Raw genomic sequence first — 21,505 nt, forward strand, 5'->3', positions numbered from 1 at the left:
GCCTTTTAAGCTGATAAATTTTCAGCATGAGCTTGAAAATTTAGCGCACATCCGGCCAAAAAGGCCTGAATATCTTTTTCTTGATACAAGTCACCCTTGCCCGGCTGGTTTGGGTGTAACGGCGGAAATGCGCCATAGCCTGCCAATAAGCAATGCCATGAGATCTCATCAAAGTGGCTACTAATATTTTGTCGTGCAATTTCTTTGGCAATATCGCCTCGGCTATACCAAACGTGAAGAATTTCTTTTAGCGAATCAGAAAGCTTCATATTGTCGCGGTTAGCGCGCCAATACTCAGTGTCGTTTCTAGTATTCAGTTTATAGTGTGCAACTATGTAATCGCGCACCCGTTCAAATCGCTCTGAAACGAGTTCGTTATATTCTGCTTGATATTGAGCACTAAACTGCCCTGCTTCAAGTTTTTGCATAAACAGCTCGATACTCACTTGCACAAGGTGCAGTGCTGTTGCTTCAAGTGGTTCAATAAAGCCTTGTGATAAGCCAAGCGCCAAACAATTATGTGACCAGTGTTGATTCAGTTGCCCGACTTTCATTGTTAAATGCCGAACTTCAACATTGTCATCTAACACACCAAGGTGTTGTCGAAATTCCTGCTCGGCTTGCTCCGAGCTAACAAAATCTTGGCTATAGACATAACCATTGCCAAAGCGCTTTGTTAAGGGAATTTTCCAACACCAACCCGCCGACAATGCCGTTGATTCTGTTTCAACGGGAATATTAGCAGCCTGCGCTGTCGAATAGGGTGTTTGCAGCACGACAGCGGCATCATTGAACAAGTTTTCTTTGTAGGAGTTAAAACCTACCCCTAGTGTTTTTTCCATCAACAACCCAGCAAAGCCGGTGCAATCAACAAAAAAATCAGCGGAGATAGCTTCCCCTTGGTCTGTCACAAGTGAATGGATATTGCCATTTTCTGCGCGAGTAATGTCAGCGATATGCGCTCGCTGGTAATCAACACCGAGCCCCTGTGCATACTCGGCTAAAAACTCTCCCAGTAATGCTGAGTTAAAGTGATAACCGTATTCCATTTTAAAGGGGAAGTGAGCCCCTACCTTTGGCCCTTTCCCTTGACGCGCGAGGACACCATTAAGTAAAAAGTCTTCCGGTTGAATATGCGTATCTAGGCCCATTCGGCGAGTTTGCGCATTCACCATAAAAGCGCGCTTGGTGAAAGTGTCAACTTGTGCAGGAAATGGGTGGCTATAACTGGTAATACCGGATGCTGGAGACCAATCATTAAAACGAATATTGAGTTTATAAGTTGCCTGACAACGCGCCATCCACTGGTGCTCTTCAATGCCCAAGATTTCAAAAAAACGTTTCAAGCTAGGCGTAGAGCCCTCACCTACGCCAATAATGCCAACATCAGGGGATTCCACTAAGGTCACTTTCACCTTATTGCCCCAGCGCTTGGCAAATAGATTAGCCGCCATCCAGCCCGCAGTGCCGCCCCCTAGAATAACAATATTGAATGGCTTATCCATTGAGTGCACAACTCCTCGCTATTTTGTTAACTACCACTGATTTTCTAACTGACGCTATTTTCCAAGCTGACACTATTTTCCCTATTTTCCAAGCTGACAATAGTGAGCTAAAAACTCATCATGCGACGGTAATTTGCTAACAGGATCGGCTTTAATCGCTTTGATTTTCTTCAAAGTCTCTTCAATGTATTCAAGCGACATACTATTCGCCGTGGGGTGATAATCTTTCGGGATAATGCCTTGGCCTACCATGACCTGAAGCCAAGAGTTTTCCAAGAATAAGTCGTTTTGATCGCGAAATAGACGACCATTCTCTTGGAACAAAGCAATTTTGTGGCGCAAGCTATCTGGAATTTCCATTGCCCGCATATCACGCCAAAACTGGCTATCGGTTCGCTCTGTAACGTGATAATGCAGAATTAAAAAGTCGCGAATTTGCTCAAACTCAACTTTCGATTGTTTATTGTATTCATCAACAATGTCCGTCGTAATGCCTTGGTGTGGGAACAAGTGCACTAGACGCACAACGGCCGACTGAATCAAATGAATACTGGTGGACTCCAGCGGCTCTAAAAAGCCACTAGCAAGGCCAACGGCAATCACATTTTTATGCCATTGTTGATAACGGCGACCGGTTTGAAAGCGAATAAGTTTTGGATCGGCAAGCGGTTTAGTGTCTAAGTTGCTCATCAAAACATCAGCGGCTTCTTGCGCAGAATAATGGCTGCTCGAGTAAACTAGGCCATTACCGTTTCGATGCTGCAGTGGAATACGCCATTGCCAGCCAGCACTATGCGCGATTGAACGGGTATAAGGTGCAGTCTTTTCATGTCGCTCTGATGGCACTGCAAGTGCACTATCGCACTGTAACCAATGACTCCAGTCTTCGTAGCCAGTGCGCAAGGTGTCTTGAATCAGCAAACCTTTAAAACCTGAGCAGTCGATAAACAAGTCGCCTGTCACCTTTTGCCCACTTTTTAATACAAGCGCTTGAATATTGCCGCTTTGCTGACATTGAACAACCTGTTCAACCAAGCCTTCCGTGCGAACAACACCCAGCTTTTCACTAAACTTTCGCAAGTACTGAGCATACAATCCCGCGTCAAAATGATAGGCGTATGGCATATCAATAATGGGGTCTTTAGTTTTAATCTTGGCGAACTTGCCTGCTTCTGCACACAGGTAATTTAAGTCATATTGCCACAGCTGAGATTCGTCATTTAAACCGCCAGCGCGTTTAAGCAAATGATGAAAATGGCAAAACGCCATGCTTTTGCCAATCGCCCCAAATGAGTGGTAGTACTGGTGACCTTGTTGTTTCCAATTTTCGAAACGAATAGCCAGCTTAATGGTTGCTTTGGTTTCCCTTAAAAACTCCGCCTCGTTAATGCCAAGTACAGAATTAAGCACTTGAATCGGGGGAATCGTGGCTTCACCAACCCCTACTGTGCCTATAGTTTCAGACTCAACGAGTTCAATGGCAACTGCCTCTCCAAGTAACTTTTTAAGTAAGGCTGCTGAAATCCAGCCTGCGGTGCCACCACCTAAAATGACGACTTTTCGGATGGGTTGAGAATGTAACATTGAAGATTCCGCTTTCGTTGAGTTGTTCATCATATATTGAAATTATTTTGTTAGACTGCTTATCGTAATTATTGTTAATAGTTTATTTTTTATCGTTTTCTCGCTTCTTAGTGTACCCAATTTCACAGTGAAAAAAGTGAGCTTAATCAAAGCAGAAGAGCCAAAGTAAAAGAGCCAAAAACAAAAAACCTGCTAAATAGCAATTTAGCAGGTTTTATTCGCTAGGTTTACCGCATCAAATTAGAAACGGTAGTTTAAGCCTAAGATAAAGTTACGGCCGAATGACTGGTGACGTACCACTAAACGCGGATCGTCTAAGTTCACTTCAACATCGTCTTCATCTGTTAAGTTTTGGCCTTGTAACGTAATACGTAAGCCTTTTAATGACTCAATACCTGACGCATCAAAGTCGTAACCAATTTGCGCATCCCAAAGTTCAGCACCTTGGCGTGCAACTTCGGTTAACGCTAAGCTGGTACCACGAGTTTCAGTGACGAACTCATCACGCTTAGTACCCGAGATACGCACTTCCCAACCGTTATTCTCATAGTAAGCGGTGAATGAGTAAGACTCTTCAGACAAACCAGGAACACGGCCAGCTGGAACACCTGCCTCTTCGTTTTCGTCTAGCTCGCCATCAAGGTATGTTGCGCTCGCCACAATACCAAAACCATCAAGTGCATCAGCCACTAAACGAAGTGGTAAACTTGCTTGGAATTCGTAACCGCGCACAAAACCTTCGAAACCATCAATATTGGCATCAACAAAGCCGTTTAGGGTGGCTGGTGCATTGCCGTTTGAGTCTTGATGTAACGATGGAATATACACTGGCGTGAAGTCAGTTAAGATTGACGTACTACGGTGCCAGTTTGTCAGTTCTTTGTAGAAGAAAGTCGCTGCAAAATAGCCATCATCAGCGTAGTAGTTCTCGTAAGATAAGTCGAACTGGTTTGCTTCATATGGTTTTAACAGTGGGTTACCTGAGTTACCGCTCCATGGGCCATTTGAAGGATCTGCGCTGTTAATTTGGTTGTCGTTGTAGGCAAAAGTAGCACGCGCATTAGGACGCATATCATCGATACGTGGGCGTGTTAATACTTTCGCCATAGCGGTACGAACAAACTGATTTTCAGCAACTTCGAAACTTAAGTTTAACGTTGGTAGTAAGTCACCATATGAGTCGCCACCGCTAACAGGTGTTGCTTCAACAAAACCTTGCGCATTCTCAACTGTTGAGAAACCAAAAGATTCTTGGTCAACATCAACGTACTGCAAGCCGAAGTTACCGGTCATGTATACGCCGCCAAAGTCAGCATCTAGATCTACTTTTACGTAAACCGTGGTTTGCTCTTCGTTAACTGTGTAAGTATCACCTAAGCGGTCTGTTTGTACTAAAGACGCTGGCGTTTCTGTGTAATAACCGCTGCGGTACAAACCAACACTGTCGTAAGCTAAGACACCACCTAAACCAAGGAAGCTTAAGTCAGCAACACCCAAGACATCCGGAATAGGACCGTCACCTGGGTATGTTGGTGCAGTTAAGTAATCACCTTCGTTAATCTTCTCTTTCTTACGGTCTGCATAAGCCACACCTGCAGTTAGACCAGACACAATACCGTACTCAAGTACACCGTTAACTTCTAAACGAACCGCATCAAGCTCTTCTTCGAACGTTGGACGGTTAATAAAGCCATCTTGTGCATCTGCACCAATCACTGGCGCACCCCATGCTTGTGGGCCAGCTAAACGAATTAAGTTTTCATCGGTATAGTCGACATCAGATAATGTCGGGTGCGGACTAAAGAAGATGCCTGATGACGTTTGTTGCCATGAACGCGCTGGCGTTGGGCGACCGTCAGTACCTGCACGGCCAACACCTGAGTAGCTTTCTACGTCAATAATGTCTTTATCAACTTCACCTGTAGAGAAGTCAGCAACTAACGTCCAATCATCGTTAATAGCGTATTCAATGTTTAAGCCGAATGTCGTTAATTCTGCTTCTTGGCTTAAGCCATCGTTACGAACAACAGAATGGAAGCCATCGTAAAAGCCAGAGGTTACAAAACCATCTTCAACGTTAGTTGAGGTGTAATTTACACCGCCCCAAATTAAACCTTCTTCAAGACCACGCTTCACGTCGTTTTCTTCGAAGTCGATATATAAGGCATCAAATTGAATTTTTAAATCATCAGTTGGTGCGTACTCAACAACTGCGGCAATTGAGTCACGCTCAAGCATCGCAGAACGAACAAACGAATCGTGACCACCAATAATAAAGTTGCCATCAGGATCTGTTGCATAGTTGCCGTCACCCCATGCGCGGAATTGCTCTTCCTGACGCGGCGTTTCTTGTGACGCGATAACAAGCGCTAAACCTAAAGTGTCGTCCATAAACTTATCAACATAGTTGAAAGATAAGCGATGGCCGTTGTTGTCAAAGTCAGGGTTTGCGGCTTCGTCACCGTTTTCTTCGTATGACGCATTAAACGCTAGTGTGCGCTCAGTAGTGTTAAGTGGGCTAACCGTTTGCAGGTCAATGGTGCCACCAATACCTTGGTTTAATAGGCCAGCTTCTGGCGACTTGTAAACCACGATATTTGAAACAATTTCGGTTGGGTATAAGTCAAATTCAACACCACGGTTGTCACCCATACCTAAAAGTTCACGACCGTTAAGTGAAGTAGCAACGAAGTTTTCATTGAAACCACGTACCGATAAGCCACTGGTACGACCGTTACGACGCTCACCCGTTACACCCGGTAAACGTGACAAAGATTCTGCAATTGAAGTATCTGGTAATTTACCAATATCTTCTGCTGAAAGAACTTCAACAATCGACTTCTCACTCATTTTGATCGCTTGTGCGCGTTGTAATGAGCCGCGGATACCACGTACTTCAATAATTTCAACTTCTTGCTCTGCCGCTTGTTCGTCAGCGTTTTGGGCAAGTACTGGTAAGCTGGTCGCCATTAAACCACCAGAAACCATGGCAAGCGTTACTTTGCTTGGTTTGAACTTTAACATGTAGGTTTCTCCCCCGTTTCATCCTTGTTGTTTTAATTGTATTCAGCATCCCGCTGATGTGATGACTTCTTATTAATAATTGATAGTTCCAACGCCCCTTTCACATACAGCTAGTGACATAGGTACAGATGGATATGCTAATAGTAATTTGCAGCCTAAGCTAAAAACACATTTTGCATACGTATTCATCCTTTCAGTAATTGCCGACAAGGCCAACAAAACCAAGATGTAAGCGCTTTCAAAAAATTAAAAAACACAAGTTAATTTGTCATATAAAAGATGGGAAACTCTCGAAGAATAAATCGCCTAAACTATGACGTTAAGCACCTTAATTACTTGATTTATATATGCTAGCGATTAACTCAATAGGAAGATAAAAAGGCTGTGTTGCCCTGTTTATTGGCTACTATTGAATGAAAATCGTTATTTTATTAGCGGTGGGCGCGATCACTGCTTTCTTTCAATAGCAGGATATTGAATACGTATGCAAACTCGTTCGTTTGTCATATTACTTGGATGTTATTCGAGAGCAATTAGTAAGCAAGGTGAGTGTAATCGGGCTAGAGCACGCCCAAATGTATAAAACGTCAAACACAACCACGCTTTTAGTGCGCAAATTTGGAACTACATTGGGTTTAGAAGAGTTAACTAAAACGTCCATGTTTTAGTGTCGATTAATATCTTAGTGCTTTTTAATCACAAGCTGTTGCTGCGACTTATTCAACGCTAGTTTTACCTGTAATTTTTGTGTGTCAGCGTCCCAAAATGCGCCAGCACTTGCTAGCGAATATGCGCGTTTAGAATGCAACAATGGCAGCTTCTTGTTCGCCCATAACACTTCCTTAGGGTTATGTGGCAAATGATGCACCACTAATTCAACCGCTTGGCTCGTTGCTAAACCAGTAAAACCATTGCCAGATTGCCCAAAATCTATCGCTAGCTGGTCTGAGTTATTAGTCGCCTCAAATTGCCAAAGCTGGTAGGCCTTATGAGCTAAGCTATTCTGGCTGATGCCATCATCTTGGTATAGCTGCCCTGTGCTGTTGGCAATGCTATCGTGATAATAATAATTCAAGTTAAACTGATTTGGATTGTAGGCTTTGGTGTTTTCAATGTCTGCGGTTGTTGGCACAAAGCTACCCGCACGAACAAAAACAGGTAAGCTTGATAGCGAAACCGGATAAGCTTTCACTTCTCCTCCCATAACCATCTGCCCCGTAAAGTAATCAAACCACACGCCATCAGGGAAGTTAACATCAACTTGCGCTGTTCCAGCTTGTGTTACAGGAGTCACTAAAAAAGCATCTCCCCACAAGTAAGTGTTTTGCTCATCAATAAGCGATAGATCTTGTTCATTCTCGAACATGAGTGGGCGCATTAATGGCATGCCGGTCGTTGTGTTTTCAAACGCTAACGTATAGTTGTATGGCAATAAGCGATATCTAAGCTTGATAAACTCTCGCACAATACGCTTGGTTTCTTCATCGTGAAACACTGGTTCAGGCGCAATATGTTCTTGCGCATGTGGGCGATACACTGGCTGGAATACCCCGTATTGCAACCAACGAGTATACATTTCTGCGTCAAACGTTTCGCCACCAGCAAAGCCACCGAGGTCAGAGTGGGTGTAAGCAAGGCCAAACAAACTCATTTGCAAGCTTAGCTCTACCTGCGGCTTTAAACCACCCCATGAACGGCTCACATCGCCTGTCCAAGGGATCATGCCGTAGCGCTGGCTACCAAGAAACCCAGAGCGCATCATCACCATTGGTCGCTGATTTGGCGCCAGCTCCAAACTTTTTTGATACACCATTTCAGCCCACTTGTGCCCATACACATTGTGAACATTATCGCCCCGCACCTGTGAACCATCAGCTAAGGTATGCAAAATATCATCAGGGTGCACTTCCGGCTCGCCTAAATCGCCCCACCAACCGGTAACGCCTTGCTCAGCTAAACGCTCGTATGCTTGGTTAAACCACTGGGTTCCTTGCTCATTAAATACATCCACTAAGCCAGTATTACCAAAATAGAAATCAAAGCGATACGGCTCTCCTGCACTGTTGAGCGCTAACGCTTGGTTTTCAACGGCTTCTAACCACCGATTTGACGTTGAAAGAATAAATGGCTCGGTAATCACAACCGTATTCACACCATCAGCGCTTAAGTCAGCGATCATCTTTTCAGGCGTTGGAAAGGCTGTGCGATCCCATGCTAGGTTGCCCATATGCCCCTTGATATCTTTGCCAAACCAGTACAAATCAAGCACCAGTGCGTCTAGCGGCATATCTTCTTGCTTAAAACGCTCAACAACATCGTAAACTTCCAGTTGATCGTGATAACCAAAGCGCGAAGCGAAGTTACCAAGTGACCAACGCGGTGGCAGCGGTTGCTTACCGGTTAGTTCCACATAGTTTTTCAATAACGCTGGGTATGAGTTATCAGCCACAACAATATAACTGGCACGGCCACCAACGGCAGACAACTTAACGGTATTCGTCGCATTGCTGTCTAAGTCCAATTCTCCAGTCGCTGAATTGTCAAATAACAGCATGTATTTTTTCGATGAGAGTACGGCTGGCAGGCTGTAATACATTTGGCTTGATTCAGTGGTGTAGCCATAGTGAGCCTTATTGTAAAGCGGCAGTTTATGTCCCCTGCGATCCATCCCAAGCACACGCTGGCCACCACCAATAAGCTTTTCTTGCTCATCAATGGCAAAACTAAACGAAATGCCTGCTGGCTGACTAGTAAAGTCCGTTTGAGTTAATAACGGCTGTCCATCACGCTGATAACGAATGGTAAGCGACGTTTTATCAACAATCGCCGTAATAGCACCATTGGTGACTTGTAAATTGCTAGGGGTTTCTGTTACTTGAAAGGCACTGCCTTTAGCATTGGGGGCAATGGCATACGACGCCAACTCACGGTGATGCTCACTGGCAAACACGGCCTCAATAGCGTTGTGCTGGTATGCGGTCAACGTGAATGAAGCCTCATCACCGAGAATGTGAACGCTATGCTCCTTGACAGCATGCTCAATATAACTGGCTGATGCCATAAATGAACTGCTCGAAAGTACTAGCAAGCCTGTTATCAGGTAACGCATTGCTATTTCCCCCTGTTTTGATGTGGTACGTAATGCTTATTTTGTCGTTATCGATTGCACAATTAGAGCCTAGCGTATTCCTCAAAGAACTATGTAAATGTCTTGTTTAAAGCAAGCTACGCTAGGCATTCGCTATGCTTAAGAGATCAATAACCAACTGCATAAAATATTTATTTTTGTAGGTTCATTGTAATTATTTTGCTGGCTTGAGTGTTGATGCTAGCCCAGTTAAACGACTGAATACGTATGCAAATGATATCTTTGCTACCCAGACCTTTTACCATGGCAACCATAAAAACAACATGCTTTAGCATAAGCACTTAGTCGGGGAATTTTGGATCATCATATGATTAGCAAACGCGCCACATTACCAACAAAGACATTGCCAAGAATCAAACAGTCAAAAACTTTACAAGCTTCATTGCTGTTACCAACACTTGTACTGCCAACAATGCTGCTGACAACTGGCTGCCAGCCAACGAGCAGCGACTCAACAAGTAAAAGCCAAGGCGAGCAACTGCTCACCGATGATATGGCCACGAGCGATTTAATTAATATCGACAAACAAGCATCATCTTTTAGCGCGCATTGGCTAAGTCAAAACGTGATAGTGCTGGCAAATGCAAACGCGAAAAAAAGTTATCGTTTAGCCACTCAGTCAATCACGCCCGCTACTAACCAGCTTTCAGGCGAACAACTAAGTGCAAAGTTAGTGCCAATTGATTTTCCACCAGCATTAGCTATCAAGTTTCCACACTTATCAGAATTCCAAGCTTTTACTGTGAGTATTGCTGCAGCAACAGCAAAAACTTGGTTAAAGCAACCGCTGTATGTATTTGAGCAGACGGCTAACGGTAAAACTGGTCAACATAAAACAGCTCAGCATATTGTTGCCTATGTGCAAACTGGCGCTGTTATTGACGATTTATACACACGCGAAGCCAATGACGCCGATGAGGTCAATGATCTAGGAGCGAGTGTTATAAGCGACGCAGTTAACGTTAAACTTTGGGCACCAACGGCACTTTCGGTCGACTTATTGTTATTCAACCAAGATAAATCGCCAGCAGCTCCAGCACAAATGGCAATGGGGTTCGATGAGCAGACAGGTGTTTGGCAAACCAAGTTGCCAACCAGTGCCGAAACACTGTTTTATCAATACCGAATCAATGTTTACCATCCAGCAACGGGCAAGGTTGAAGAAATTGTTACCACGGACCCCTACTCGCTGAGCTTGTCGACTGATAGTGAATACAGTCAGATTGTCAATTTAAATGCCAATTACACTCAGCCGAAAAATTGGGAAAGCCAAGCGCAACCGGCGCTTGCCGCACCAGAAGATGCAATTTTATATGAAGTGCATATTCGCGACTTTAGCGCCAATGAGGCAAAGCTCTCTAACACTACATATCGCGGAAAATATAAAGCCTTTACTGAGCAAAACTCAGATGGCATGAATCACCTTACTACACTCAAAGACGCTGGCCTTAACCATATTCACTTACTCCCTGCATTTGATATAGGTACGGTGAATGAAGCGCAAGGCGAGGCGTTTGATTTACACTCAACCGTTGGTGATATTTGTCAAAAACAACCAAGCATTAGCCTGTGTAGCCAAAACCTAGACGCCAAGCTATCGCTCGAGCAAGTGCTATCGCAATTTGACCCTATGGGCAGCGAAGCACAGGCACTTGTTACCGAGCTGAAAACTTTTGACAAGTACAACTGGGGCTACGATCCATTTCACTACACCGTGCCAGAAGGCAGCTATGCCGTAAATCCAGACGGTACTAGTCGTATTGTTGAATTTCGTGAAATGGTCCAGCACCTGCACAATTTGGGTTTTAGAGTCGTGATGGATGTGGTTTATAACCATACACATAAGGCTCGCCTAGAGCGCACAGCAGTACTTGATAAGATAGTGCCAAACTATTATCAGCGTTTGCATCCACTAACAGGTGACATTGAGCAATCAACCTGTTGCGACAACACGGCCACCGAGCGCACTATGATGGCCAAGCTGATGACTGACTCGTTAGTTGTATGGGCACGCGATTATAAAATTGACGGTTTTCGTTTTGATCTAATGGGCCACCAGCCCAAAGACTTGATGTTAGCAGCACGAGATGCCGTGCGAGCTGCAGATCCAGACACGTACTTTTACGGCGAAGGTTGGAACTTTGGCGAAGTGGCGAACAATCGTCAATTTATCCAAGCTTCTCAACTTGAACTGGGTGGTACCGAAATAGGTACATTTAGTGATCGTTTACGCGATGCTGTGCGCGGCGCAGGCTTTAATATTCAAGGGGACGATATTCGCCGCCATCAAGGCATTGGTAATGGCCTTAACGTTAAGCCAAACGAGTTAACTTCAGCGCATGCTACAGATAATCATACCAACAAACCTGACTATGGCTTACTGCTTGATCAGTTGCGTGTTGGCCTAGCAGGCAATCTAGCTGATTACCCACTTATTGATCACGATGGCACAACCGGTACTGGTAAAGACATTCCCTATGGTGGTCAACCAACCGGATACGCGCACGATCCTGCCGACACCATCAACTATGTCTCGAAGCACGACAATCAAACCTTGTGGGACAACAACCAATATCGCAACGCTACTGACTTAACCACTGCAGAGCGCGTTCGTTTACATAATCAAAGTTTGTCATACCCATTGTTAGCGCAAGGCATTCCATTCTTGCATATGGGTTCAGAATTTTTGCGTTCAAAGTCTTACCTGCGTGACAGCTATGACTACAGTGATTGGTTTAATCGCGTCGACTTTAGCAAACAGCAAAACTTTTATTCCGTAGGTTTGCCGCCAGCAGAAAAAGATCAAGCTAACTGGCCGCTTATTTCGCGTTTACTCGCCGCAAATGAAGGGCGTGACAAGCCAAGTGCTAACGACATTGGTTTTGCCAGCGATGTATTTGCCGATTTCTTGGCAATTCGCACTAGCACACGTTTGCTGCGCTTAACGAATAAGCAAGACATTATCGATAAGCTAAGCTTTTTAAATACGGGTAAAAACCAACAAAGCGGTCTCATTGTCATGCATATTGATAACAGCAAAGGGCGTGCATTAGCAGATGATTTCCAACAGCTGTTGGTGGTATTTAACTCAGCGCCGTCTGAACAATCATTTGAGCTTAATAGCGCTTCTAAAATGGGAGTAGGCCTTAAAAATATCGGCAAACTAACCTTACACCCTCGCCAGCAAGATGGCGCTGACAAGATAGTGAAAGCCAGTAAAATTGTCGCCGGTGTTGTTACTGTGCCAGCTTTTACCACCGCCGTATTTGTGCAACAAGCCACGCCAGCCGCAAATTAAGAGTAATTTAATTTATGCAAAAAACATTTTTCAGTAAGTTAGCAACCAAAACAGTTGGCAAGTCGTTAACCGCGATAACAGCTGTGCTGCTAACACATTCATCATTAGCAAGTGCCGCAGCAGTTTCCGAAGTGGCTAGCACGGCGCTAGCAGCGAGCAAGACAGGTAATGCAAACGCAAGTTATCAAATCAAACATTTAGAGCCCAGCTCTTGGTGGGTTGATATGAAAAGCCCTGCCCTTCAGTTGCTAGTGCATGGCGACAATATCAGCGAATTAACACCACAAATAAAATCCGATAAGGTAGTTATCAAGCAAATTAACAAGGTTGCTAACCCTAATTACCTGTTTGTTGATGTGATCATTCGCGAAGGCACAAAACCACATCGCTTTAATATCGACTTTTTACAAGACAACGAAGTGGTTATCAGCCACCCTTATCAACTGAAAGCACGTAATAAAACCTCTGCAGCCGATATTAGTTTTAGTGCCAAAGATGTTATTTACTTAGTGACGCCTGACCGATTCGCTAACGGCAACCCTAATAATGACCAAGTGCCCCAGCTGCTGGAAAGAAAAAACCGCACGGCACCTGGTGGCCGCCACGGTGGTGATTTACAAGGTATTATTAATCACCTCAATTACATTGAAGACATGGGCTACACTCAGATTTGGCTCAACCCAGTGGTCGAAAATAATCAGCAAGAATATTCCTATCACGGCTATTCAGCCACTGACTTTTATCAAATTGACGCTCGCTTTGGCGACAATGCGCTTTATAAAAAATTAGCGACCGAAGCCCAGAAACGTGGCATTGGGCTGATTATTGATGTGGTATTAAATCACAGTGGCTCAGGTCACTGGTGGCACAACGATTTACCAACTGAAGATTGGTATAACAACCAAGGCAAAGCATACGTAGGTACTAATCATAAGCGCGAGGCACTGCACGACTCTTACGCCGTTAACGCCGATAAGCAGCTATTTAGCGATGGTTGGTTTGTGCCGACCATGCCAGATCTTAATCAACGTAATTCTTACTTAGCTAACTACTTAATTCAAAATACCTTGTGGTGGATTGAGTACGCCAACCTGTCGGGTATTCGCGTTGATACATACTCTTACCCTGATAAAGCGTTTTTAACGCAATGGACAAAACGCTTGACCGACGAATATCCCAATATCAATATTGTCGGCGAAGAATGGTCAACCAATCCAGCTATTGTCGCCTATTGGCAAAAAGGGGCTAACACACACGATGGTTATCAATCTTATTTACCCAGTGTGATGGACTTCCCAATGCAAGACTTGCTCGTTAAAGCGTTAACAAATAAAGAAAGCTGGAATACGGGGCTCAATCAGCTATATCAAGTGCTTGCCAATGACTTTTTATACGCAGCGCCAGAAGATTTAGTAATTTTCCCAGACAACCACGATATGAGCCGTATCTTCACTCAATTAAATGAAGATTACGAGTTGTTCAAAATCGCGATGACCTACCTAATGACAACCCGTGGCATCCCACAGGTTTTCTATGGTACCGAGATCTTAATGGCTAATCCGGGTACTACAGATCACGGTGTGATACGTACCGACTTCCCAGGCGGCTGGCAAGGTGATGACGTGAGTGGGTTTACTGGCAAAGGATTAACGTCAACCCAGAAAAAAGCGCAAGAATTTATGCGTAAATTGATGAATTGGCGTAAAAACACGCCGACCATTCACCACGGAGAACTTCGCCACTACGCACCAGAAAGCGGCGTTTACGTGTATTTCCGATATGACGAGCTGAACAAGTACATGGTGGTGATAAACAAAAACGCCAGTGAGGTTACGCTTGCAATGGAGAAATATTCAGAACTCTTAGGTAAAGCCAAAAGCCTTATTCCAGTGCTAAGTAATAAGCCTATTGCGATTCAAGAAAATATGTTGATGCCAGCAAAAACAGCGACAATCTTTCAAGTGAGATAGCAGATAAATGTTTAACCTCAGCTCTGGATAACTACTTGAAGAAATTTGTTATTCACTATTTCTTATCCTAACCTGGGGTGATTTAGCCAAAACTTAAAAATTAAAAAAGCCTGCTAAGTGCAGGCTTTTTGTTGGTAATTTTTCTTGGTAAAAAATGGCGTTATTTGCGCAGTAGAAAGTAAATCAACCGTTTATATTCATCGATATTAGTGATTTGGCTGGCCAATGGCTTGTATCGTCCATTAATAATAAGGTTAGGTAAATTAGACTCGCCTTGTGCCTTTAACGCTTTAGCGGTTTGTTGCATTTCTGCAAGCTGCATGTCGATACTGTAGCTGCCAAGGCTACTATCAAACATAAACTCGTTACCACCAACTGAAATAAACAGTTTTCGAACATCGTCCACCGTTTTAAAGTCTAGTTTTTTCTGATGTATATGGTTGAAAATTGCTTCAACAACTTGGTCTCGCATCCGCATTTTATCGGCGATTAACACCGCACTGGTCAATAAATTCTCGACCTCAGCAGAACGATTAGGTTGACCTGCGACATGGTTTTTAACATAGCTAGCACGGCGTGGAATACGCTTAACCAACTGCTGCATAAACTCTTGTTGGCTATAACACTGCTTGCAGTAAAAAGAAAAAAACTCTCTAATTTCTTGTTGTTGGCTCTTAGGTAAATCAAGCACACGATAGTGTCTGCCTTCAACAAACTCATCAGCAGCGACAGAAAAGTTAAGTAAAGGCAAGATTACGCCAATAAGCACCAATAGCTTCCACGGCATGTTTACATCCTTTTCTTTTAATTATTCTTAAAACATTGGAAAACAGCAAGATAAGGGCTGATTTAGATGTTAAGTACATAAACGAAGCTAATGTTTCGCTTGTTCACTTTTTATTGTCTTCTTATCATTAATAATAAGAGAAAATAGCGATAGATCAACAAGATCGTGCATTTTACGTTCAAATATGTGACATTTACGTGACTAATTGCCTAAGTTCAGTAGGTAATCATAACTGAGAGTACGCAAGTTTTGGTTAGCGTTGAACTAAGTCCCTATGGCAATAAACACGGGAGTATTCAACAAAGAGTATGGAGCTAATCAAACTGATAATCTAGTTTAACGCCAACAGTGCGACCTTGCAGTAACGAAGCATCTTCATCAGCACTGGCAAACGCCAATTCATCCGTTAAATTTTTACCATAAAAATGCAGTGTAAGCTTTGATGTGAGAGATTTACTCAATGATGCTTGCCACAAAAATCGATGTGCTCTTGTCACTTCACCACTGCCGACTTCGGACTGATTCTTTAGCCAAGTTAACTGATTGCTAAACTCAATACCTCGCCATTGCCATTGGGTATGCCAACTCAATTTGGCTGGCGTTAAATCAGCTAACGTATCGCCTTGCTTGTCTTCACCTTGTTGATAATGACCAAGCCACTGCATACTCATTCCACTATCACCTTGCCAACGCACGCTTGCTTCAATACCTTGAATATCCGCTCGACCTAAGTTTCTATAGCTGCGAAAACTCTCACCTTGATCATTTTGGCTGGTAAATCGTTCAATGTAATCATCAAGTCCGTAGTAGTAACCCGCAACATCAATAGACCAAGCTGAGTTGATTTGGTATTGCCAGTTCAGCTGAGCGCCTCGGCTTTGCTCAGGTGCCAATTCAGGATTACCTAACGTAGTGCCACGTGGCGTTTCGCCAGCAAAGTAAAGTTCTGACAAGGTAGGAAAGCGAAAACCAGTTGCCATTTCGGCGCTTAAAATATGCTGTGTGTTAAGTTGATAACCAATGCGAAAACTAGCACTAAACTGCTGATCATCTCGTGACTGCTTACTAATAAACTGCGTTTGATTGATGTGGTCAAAACGTCCACCGAGATCGAGTTGCCAATTCTGCCATTGCCAATGCCAGTCACTAAATAAAGCAATATTATCTTGCTTGCCATCCACTAATGGTTGCGCAAAGTTCTGCTGGCCGCCTAATGAAAATTCAGATTCAGCTATCTTTACGCCGCGCCTTGCCAGCCATTCAACACCTAATCGTCCCTGCCCGCCAACGGCGTCAAGAGTTGCCAACCCAAGCGCTCCTAAGGTATGACTTTGGTACTGGGTTAGATTTCGTCGATTGCCAACAAGCAAGGTATCAGTGTCCCAGTTTTGATAATGCTGATATAGCTGTACAAACCAGTCTTGCTCTCTTTGTAATGACAGCTGCGAAAGCCAATGCTCATCAGTTGGGTACTGCACTACGCGATCATTAGGAAATTGACTTGAAGATTTACCAATATCCTTACCTTGCGAAACAATGGTGCTGCCGTTTACAGTCAAGCCTTGCCAAGACTGGCTAAATTTTAGCAATGCTGAGCACTGCTCAAAATCACTGTCGAGTGGCGTATTGTCAGCGGCACTCGCCTGATTTGCATGGCGATAAGCAAAACCACTTTGCCATGTTTCACTGCCCCACAGTAAAGCTGCATTAGTCGCTTGATCGTCACTTTGCGCACTCGCCGTTAGCTTTTTAGTGCCTAGCTCGGCAGAGATCAAATTTATCACGCCACCCATGGCCTCAGAGCCATATAGAGTAGCACTTGGGCCTTGCTGAATATCAATCCGAGCCAATAACTCACTATTGATAAACGACGCTGAATTGCCAGCACGCCTATCGGTAATAATGGGAATACCATCAACTTCAGTGCGAATGCGAGAGCGACTAAAACCGCGAATACTATAACTTTGAAACAAGCCCCCTTGTCCATTCAAGCTAATGCTCGGCGCATTGATTAGCCAATCGGCAACCGTAGGGTTAACAGTAGCGCTATCGGTTATCTCAATGCTCGACATGGAATTATCGACCAACTGGCTAGACAGTAAATGGCTTCGTGAGCCACTTACCTGCATCACCTCAATTGCACTAAACGCCTGTGTCGCTGGTAAGTTTGGAAGCTCCTCTGCACGCAAGTAGCCATGACCCAAAGCTGCGCCGATTAAAGCGCAATAGATAGGAGATAATTTGGCAAAATGAGAAAACGTCATAACAACCTATGTGATTCGCAAACGGCGCACTAAAAGAGCATCGGCTAAGTGAGTTAGCAGAGCTAGGCTATGTAAAAGAAAGCTACGCCAAACAAAACTAAGCAAAACAATTAGGGTGGTGAGTGTAGCTATATTTAGCTGAATGTCGATACCTAACAGCCGACGATCGATGTCAGGTATCTAATTTGCGACAAACCGTTACGAAAACTTGCCAACGGCAGTTTCAGTAATCACCCAAAACCTTAGCTACTGGAGCCTAATTACAACTGCCATGCATAGCTAAACTTGGTGAAAATACTGCGCTGATCTCGCTCTAAATTCTCCAACGAATCATCTTGAAAACCGCCATCGGAATAGCCAATGAAAAACAAGGTTTGCGGATTGATTTTGTAGGAATAAATTAACTGAGTGGCAAAAAATCGCTCAGTCGCTTGAGGTCGGTCATCAATGGTGTCGTATTGGTATAAATCGACATTTCGATCAATATCTGTGTACTGCACGACAAGTTTAATAATGCTGCGCAAGTCAAACTGATAATTAATGCGAAAATCCATTTGGTTAGCGGTAAATAAGCGCCCTTCGTCTACATCAAGCTCAAAGAAATTATAGGCAATATCTAACTTTAAATGCTGATTCACATCCCATAGTATTCTTGGCTCTAACACAATAGCGTCGCCAAGTTGAGTATTGGCAAAATCTACTTGATCGCCAACTCGGATAAAGTTGGCCAGCTCAAGCCCTGCAATTGGGGTAAATTCTGCATAAACCATGTACTGGGTTTCATCAAAATATTGCTCGTCAAACAAGCGCTCACGCGTCACAACACCAAAATTGGTATAGAACTGAGATTGCCCCTGCAAGTTGCCATGGATCTCATACTCACGTTCAAGTAAGTTACCCGCTTGGTCGTAGGTAGCATCCCAGTCGCCAAAAACGCCCCAACGGTGGAACCAGTTATCTTTTTCACCATACCAAGTGTAGCGTCCACCTAGTACGGCTCGTTCAAAATCAACCTTAGAAACAAAGCCTAAGTCAGAGCGAAAATCCTCCCCCACATTTCGGTAAGAAGCACGCAAATTATAATCACGAGTTTCACGCCCGTAACGAATGCTGTAGGCATGATCTTGCTGCTCTTCGTCTAACTCAAAATCGTTTTGTACACTGTCTGGGTTTTGCGTATCAGCAAAGGCAAAATTGACTCGTAAACTGTCTGTTTCAGAAAACCAGTAGTTACCATCAATTGACGCAAGTGTATTGCGATAATCGTCACCACTACGATTAGTCATTAACACGCCGATATTGTGACGCTCACCCAAGTCGACTTTATAGCGAGCTAACGCCACATCGGATTCTTGCGACAGTTCAGCAATATCAGAGCCAAGCGCACCTGGGATTAAAAAATTCGTATGTTTATCGTTGGCAACAAGCACACCGTAGCTGTGATTTTCGGTTTTCCCAGTCAGCTTTACGCCGTAATCTGGCTCAACAATGTTGCGTGTATGGACAAAGTTAAACTCTGCGACATCAAAATAAGACGCCCCATCTAAGAAAAACGGTCGCTTTTCTGGAAAGAACAATGAAAAGGTATTGTTCACGTCTAACTGACTGGAATCTGCTTCTACTTGAGAAAAGTCTGGATTAATCGTGGCATTAAGTACCATATCTTGGGTAATGCCCCAACGCACATCTAAACCAGGTTCAACTTCGATATCACCTTGTTGCCAGTCGCCTGGGACTTCTGGCTTTTCATCAAAGCGAGAAATGGTCAGCGTTGGCGTTAGCTGAAAGTTATTACCGGCTTTGGCAGATTCAAACCCAACAAGTTGGTCAAATTGGCATAAATTACACTTTAAGTTGCGATCGTTTTTATAGCTTGCCAATTCATAGCGTACTTCGCGCGGGTAAATACGACGACCGGCAATATTCCACGTTAAGCTCCCCTCTCGCTCTGGGAACCTAAGTGCATTAAACGGAATAACCATTTCAACCACATAACCAAAGTCGGTAATTTGACCCGCACTATCCCAAATCGCGTCCCATGAATCATCATCGTCCCAACCATTACTGTCATCCATACGCAAATCGGCTTGAATGCCTAATGGGTTAACATAAAACTCGTAGCCACTGCGCTCATCATTGAACGTATCAATGACAATACCAACATGATCATCACGCCATAAGCTGTCGCGATCACGCAATACGGCGCGGATATCGCTTGGATTAGGGTCATATGCCTTAAAGGCAACATGCAATGCTTGCCCGTTTTCAAACACCAGCATTTGTGTTTTTACTGGCGCAGTTTGACCTTCTGCTGGACGATTTTCATAAGCAAGGTCAATCACGAGCGCACTTTGCCAAATCGCTTCGTCAAGTTTTCCATCCGTTTCAATGGATGCTGAAAAGTGAGGTAATTGGTAATTTTTTGCTGGCTCGGCATAAGCAGCAATTGAGCTTTGCGAAAGGACTAACGCAGCTCCTATCGATAAGAGTTTTTTCAGAGACATGTAATAAGATTTATTATTGGAACGAATTCCATTCGTTGCTTTATGCTTGGTATTTTAGTGGTTTAGTAGGGAAATGGGGGGTTTTGGTTGAACGCTAAATGTAACAAATTGTGTTAAAAATAACAGGCTACTTTTGTAGTGATAAAAAACGCTATGACAAGTAACGCTCTAATACGACAACCGCTTCACCGAAGTTTTCCTGCCCTAAACCCAAGCGAATGTATGGTTCACTTAGTCCAAATAATTCGCTCGGTAGAAGCAATATACCCGTTTGTTCGGCCATATGTGTACACCACTGTGCTATCGGCTGAATAGTATTGACCTTAACAAGCGTTAACAAACCTGCACTTGGTGGATGCCATTCAAATAAACTCGGAAACTTATCAACGCACTGGGCAAAGCGATTAATATTTCGTTTAGCGATTGCCTTTGTATTTTGGATGATTAATTCATTGTTTTCTAAAGCGACTATCGCGAGCTGCTCATCAAAACGAGATGTACAAATACTATGGCTGGCTTTGAAAGCAACTAATCGTTCTATTAATTGACGGTTGCGCGTTACTGCCCAGCCAACCCGAACCCCGCCTAGGCCAAAGCTTTTTGACATCACAGATACTGATATCGCTTTATCGTAGTCCAAATATTGATGCGCAAGTGAGGATTCATAAGCCAATGGCTGTGTAACATCATCGCTTAGCAGGTAACAACCGTAGGCTTTGACAATTGCTAATACTTCACTGCGCTGTACTTGAGAAAGCGTCGCCCCCGTTGGGTTGTGTGGCGCATTGATGACCACAAGGCGGGTGCGCTTATTAACACTTGCTCTAAGCTGCTCAATATCAAACTGCCAACCACCATTTTCCTTGTCTAACGTGATAGGTATTTCAATTAGCTTGCCACCAAGAGGCTTTACCATCGCCGTTAATGAAGGGTAGTTTGGGGTAAAAACAACGACTTCATCGCCACTGCGGATCAAGCTTTGATAAATCCCCATCAATGCTTCTTGTGCCCCCGAAAAGGTAACAACACATTCTTTGGACAATGCACTAAGCGAATTTGCAGAAGGTAGCTGCTCACTTTCATTAATGGATTGATGAAAACTTGCAATTTCTTCTCGTAACTCCGCCTGCCCTTGCACGCTGGCATAATCTAACGGCTGATCTGCAAATGATTTTAACCGACCATGTTTATCCATCGCGGTTAATTCAGCAAGTGAATACGCTTGTCCACAGGAGTGGCTGAGGTTATAGCGAATGTCAGCGTTTAGTGCTCGCGTATAAGCAATATGAGGAGGTAAGCTGTCGTAATTCATGTGTACATTTAAATTAAAAAAATAAAAAGGAACTTCTTACGAAGCTCCTTTTACCTGGCCTTTATCTACTCTTTTATCTAGCCTTTTACCTGGCCTTCTACTTAGAAAT

Annotated in this window: 10 protein-coding genes; 2 read left to right on the forward strand and 8 right to left on the reverse strand. The window is 43.8% G+C overall.

What is annotated here, in order from left to right; all coding sequences use genetic code 11:
• Positions 1-5 precede the first annotated feature (5 nt).
• The 4 genes from DXX92_RS14900 to DXX92_RS14915 form a co-directional block, all read right to left on the reverse strand.
• Positions 6-1,505, reverse strand: a complete 1,500-nt coding sequence (locus DXX92_RS14900) for a tryptophan halogenase family protein (RefSeq protein ID WP_116001168.1) — start codon at positions 1,503-1,505, stop codon at positions 6-8.
• Positions 1,506-1,586: 81 nt separating this feature from the next.
• Entirely contained in the window at positions 1,587-3,089 is a 1,503-nt protein-coding gene (locus DXX92_RS14905) for a tryptophan halogenase family protein (protein WP_116002457.1), read from the reverse strand.
• 240 nt (positions 3,090-3,329) lie between these two features.
• Complete coding sequence (locus tag DXX92_RS14910; RefSeq protein WP_116001169.1) at positions 3,330-6,113, reverse strand: TonB-dependent receptor; 2,784 nt, start codon at positions 6,111-6,113, stop codon at positions 3,330-3,332.
• A gap of 682 nt (positions 6,114-6,795) precedes the next feature.
• A complete protein-coding gene (locus DXX92_RS14915; protein WP_116001170.1) occupies positions 6,796-9,222 on the reverse strand; it encodes a TIM-barrel domain-containing protein in 2,427 nt (808 codons plus the stop codon).
• A gap of 346 nt (positions 9,223-9,568) precedes the next feature.
• Here DXX92_RS14915 and pulA point away from each other — a divergent pair, with 346 nt between their 5' ends.
• Positions 9,569-12,559 carry a pullulanase-type alpha-1,6-glucosidase gene (gene pulA, locus DXX92_RS14920; RefSeq protein ID WP_116001171.1) on the forward strand — a complete coding sequence of 997 codons (2,991 nt, stop codon included), beginning with the start codon at positions 9,569-9,571 and terminating at the stop codon, positions 12,557-12,559.
• A 14-nt stretch (positions 12,560-12,573) separates the two neighbouring features.
• Positions 12,574-14,529, forward strand: coding sequence for a glycoside hydrolase family 13 protein (locus DXX92_RS14925; RefSeq protein WP_116001172.1), 1,956 nt, complete (start codon positions 12,574-12,576; stop codon positions 14,527-14,529).
• Positions 14,530-14,689: 160 nt separating this feature from the next.
• Here the strand turns inward: DXX92_RS14925 and DXX92_RS14930 are convergent, their stop codons facing one another.
• From DXX92_RS14930 to DXX92_RS14945, 4 genes are all read right to left on the reverse strand, one after another.
• Entirely contained in the window at positions 14,690-15,316 is a 627-nt protein-coding gene (locus tag DXX92_RS14930) for a DsbA family protein (RefSeq protein ID WP_116001173.1), read from the reverse strand.
• Positions 15,317-15,630: 314 nt separating this feature from the next.
• Entirely contained in the window at positions 15,631-17,580 is a 1,950-nt protein-coding gene (locus DXX92_RS14935) for a TonB-dependent receptor (protein ID WP_116001174.1), read from the reverse strand.
• Positions 17,581-17,840: 260 nt separating this feature from the next.
• Positions 17,841-20,084 carry a carbohydrate binding family 9 domain-containing protein gene (locus tag DXX92_RS14940; RefSeq protein ID WP_116001175.1) on the reverse strand — a complete coding sequence of 748 codons (2,244 nt, stop codon included), beginning with the start codon at positions 20,082-20,084 and terminating at the stop codon, positions 17,841-17,843.
• 151 nt (positions 20,085-20,235) lie between these two features.
• Entirely contained in the window at positions 20,236-21,396 is a 1,161-nt protein-coding gene (locus DXX92_RS14945) for a pyridoxal phosphate-dependent aminotransferase (RefSeq protein WP_116001176.1), read from the reverse strand.
• Between the last annotated feature and the right edge of the window lie 109 nt (positions 21,397-21,505).

The organism is Thalassotalea euphylliae (assembly GCF_003390395.1).
GTDB lineage: Bacteria > Pseudomonadota > Gammaproteobacteria > Enterobacterales > Alteromonadaceae > Thalassotalea_F > Thalassotalea_F euphylliae_C.

Coding starts and splice junctions, on each gene's coding strand:
- DXX92_RS14940 (WP_116001175.1), bottom strand. CDS start 20,084: ATGTCTCTGAAAAAACTCTTATCGATAGGAGCTGCGTTAGTCCTTTCG.
- DXX92_RS14945 (WP_116001176.1), bottom strand. CDS start 21,396: ATGAATTACGACAGCTTACCTCCTCATATTGCTTATACGCGAGCACTA.
- DXX92_RS14905 (WP_116002457.1), bottom strand. CDS start 3,089: ATGTTACATTCTCAACCCATCCGAAAAGTCGTCATTTTAGGTGGTGGC.
- DXX92_RS14910 (WP_116001169.1), bottom strand. CDS start 6,113: ATGTTAAAGTTCAAACCAAGCAAAGTAACGCTTGCCATGGTTTCTGGT.
- DXX92_RS14935 (WP_116001174.1), bottom strand. CDS start 17,580: ATGACGTTTTCTCATTTTGCCAAATTATCTCCTATCTATTGCGCTTTA.
- DXX92_RS14925 (WP_116001172.1), top strand. CDS start 12,574: ATGCAAAAAACATTTTTCAGTAAGTTAGCAACCAAAACAGTTGGCAAG.
- pulA (WP_116001171.1), top strand. CDS start 9,569: ATGATTAGCAAACGCGCCACATTACCAACAAAGACATTGCCAAGAATC.
- DXX92_RS14930 (WP_116001173.1), bottom strand. CDS start 15,316: ATGCCGTGGAAGCTATTGGTGCTTATTGGCGTAATCTTGCCTTTACTT.
- DXX92_RS14915 (WP_116001170.1), bottom strand. CDS start 9,222: ATGCGTTACCTGATAACAGGCTTGCTAGTACTTTCGAGCAGTTCATTT.
- DXX92_RS14900 (WP_116001168.1), bottom strand. CDS start 1,505: ATGGATAAGCCATTCAATATTGTTATTCTAGGGGGCGGCACTGCGGGC.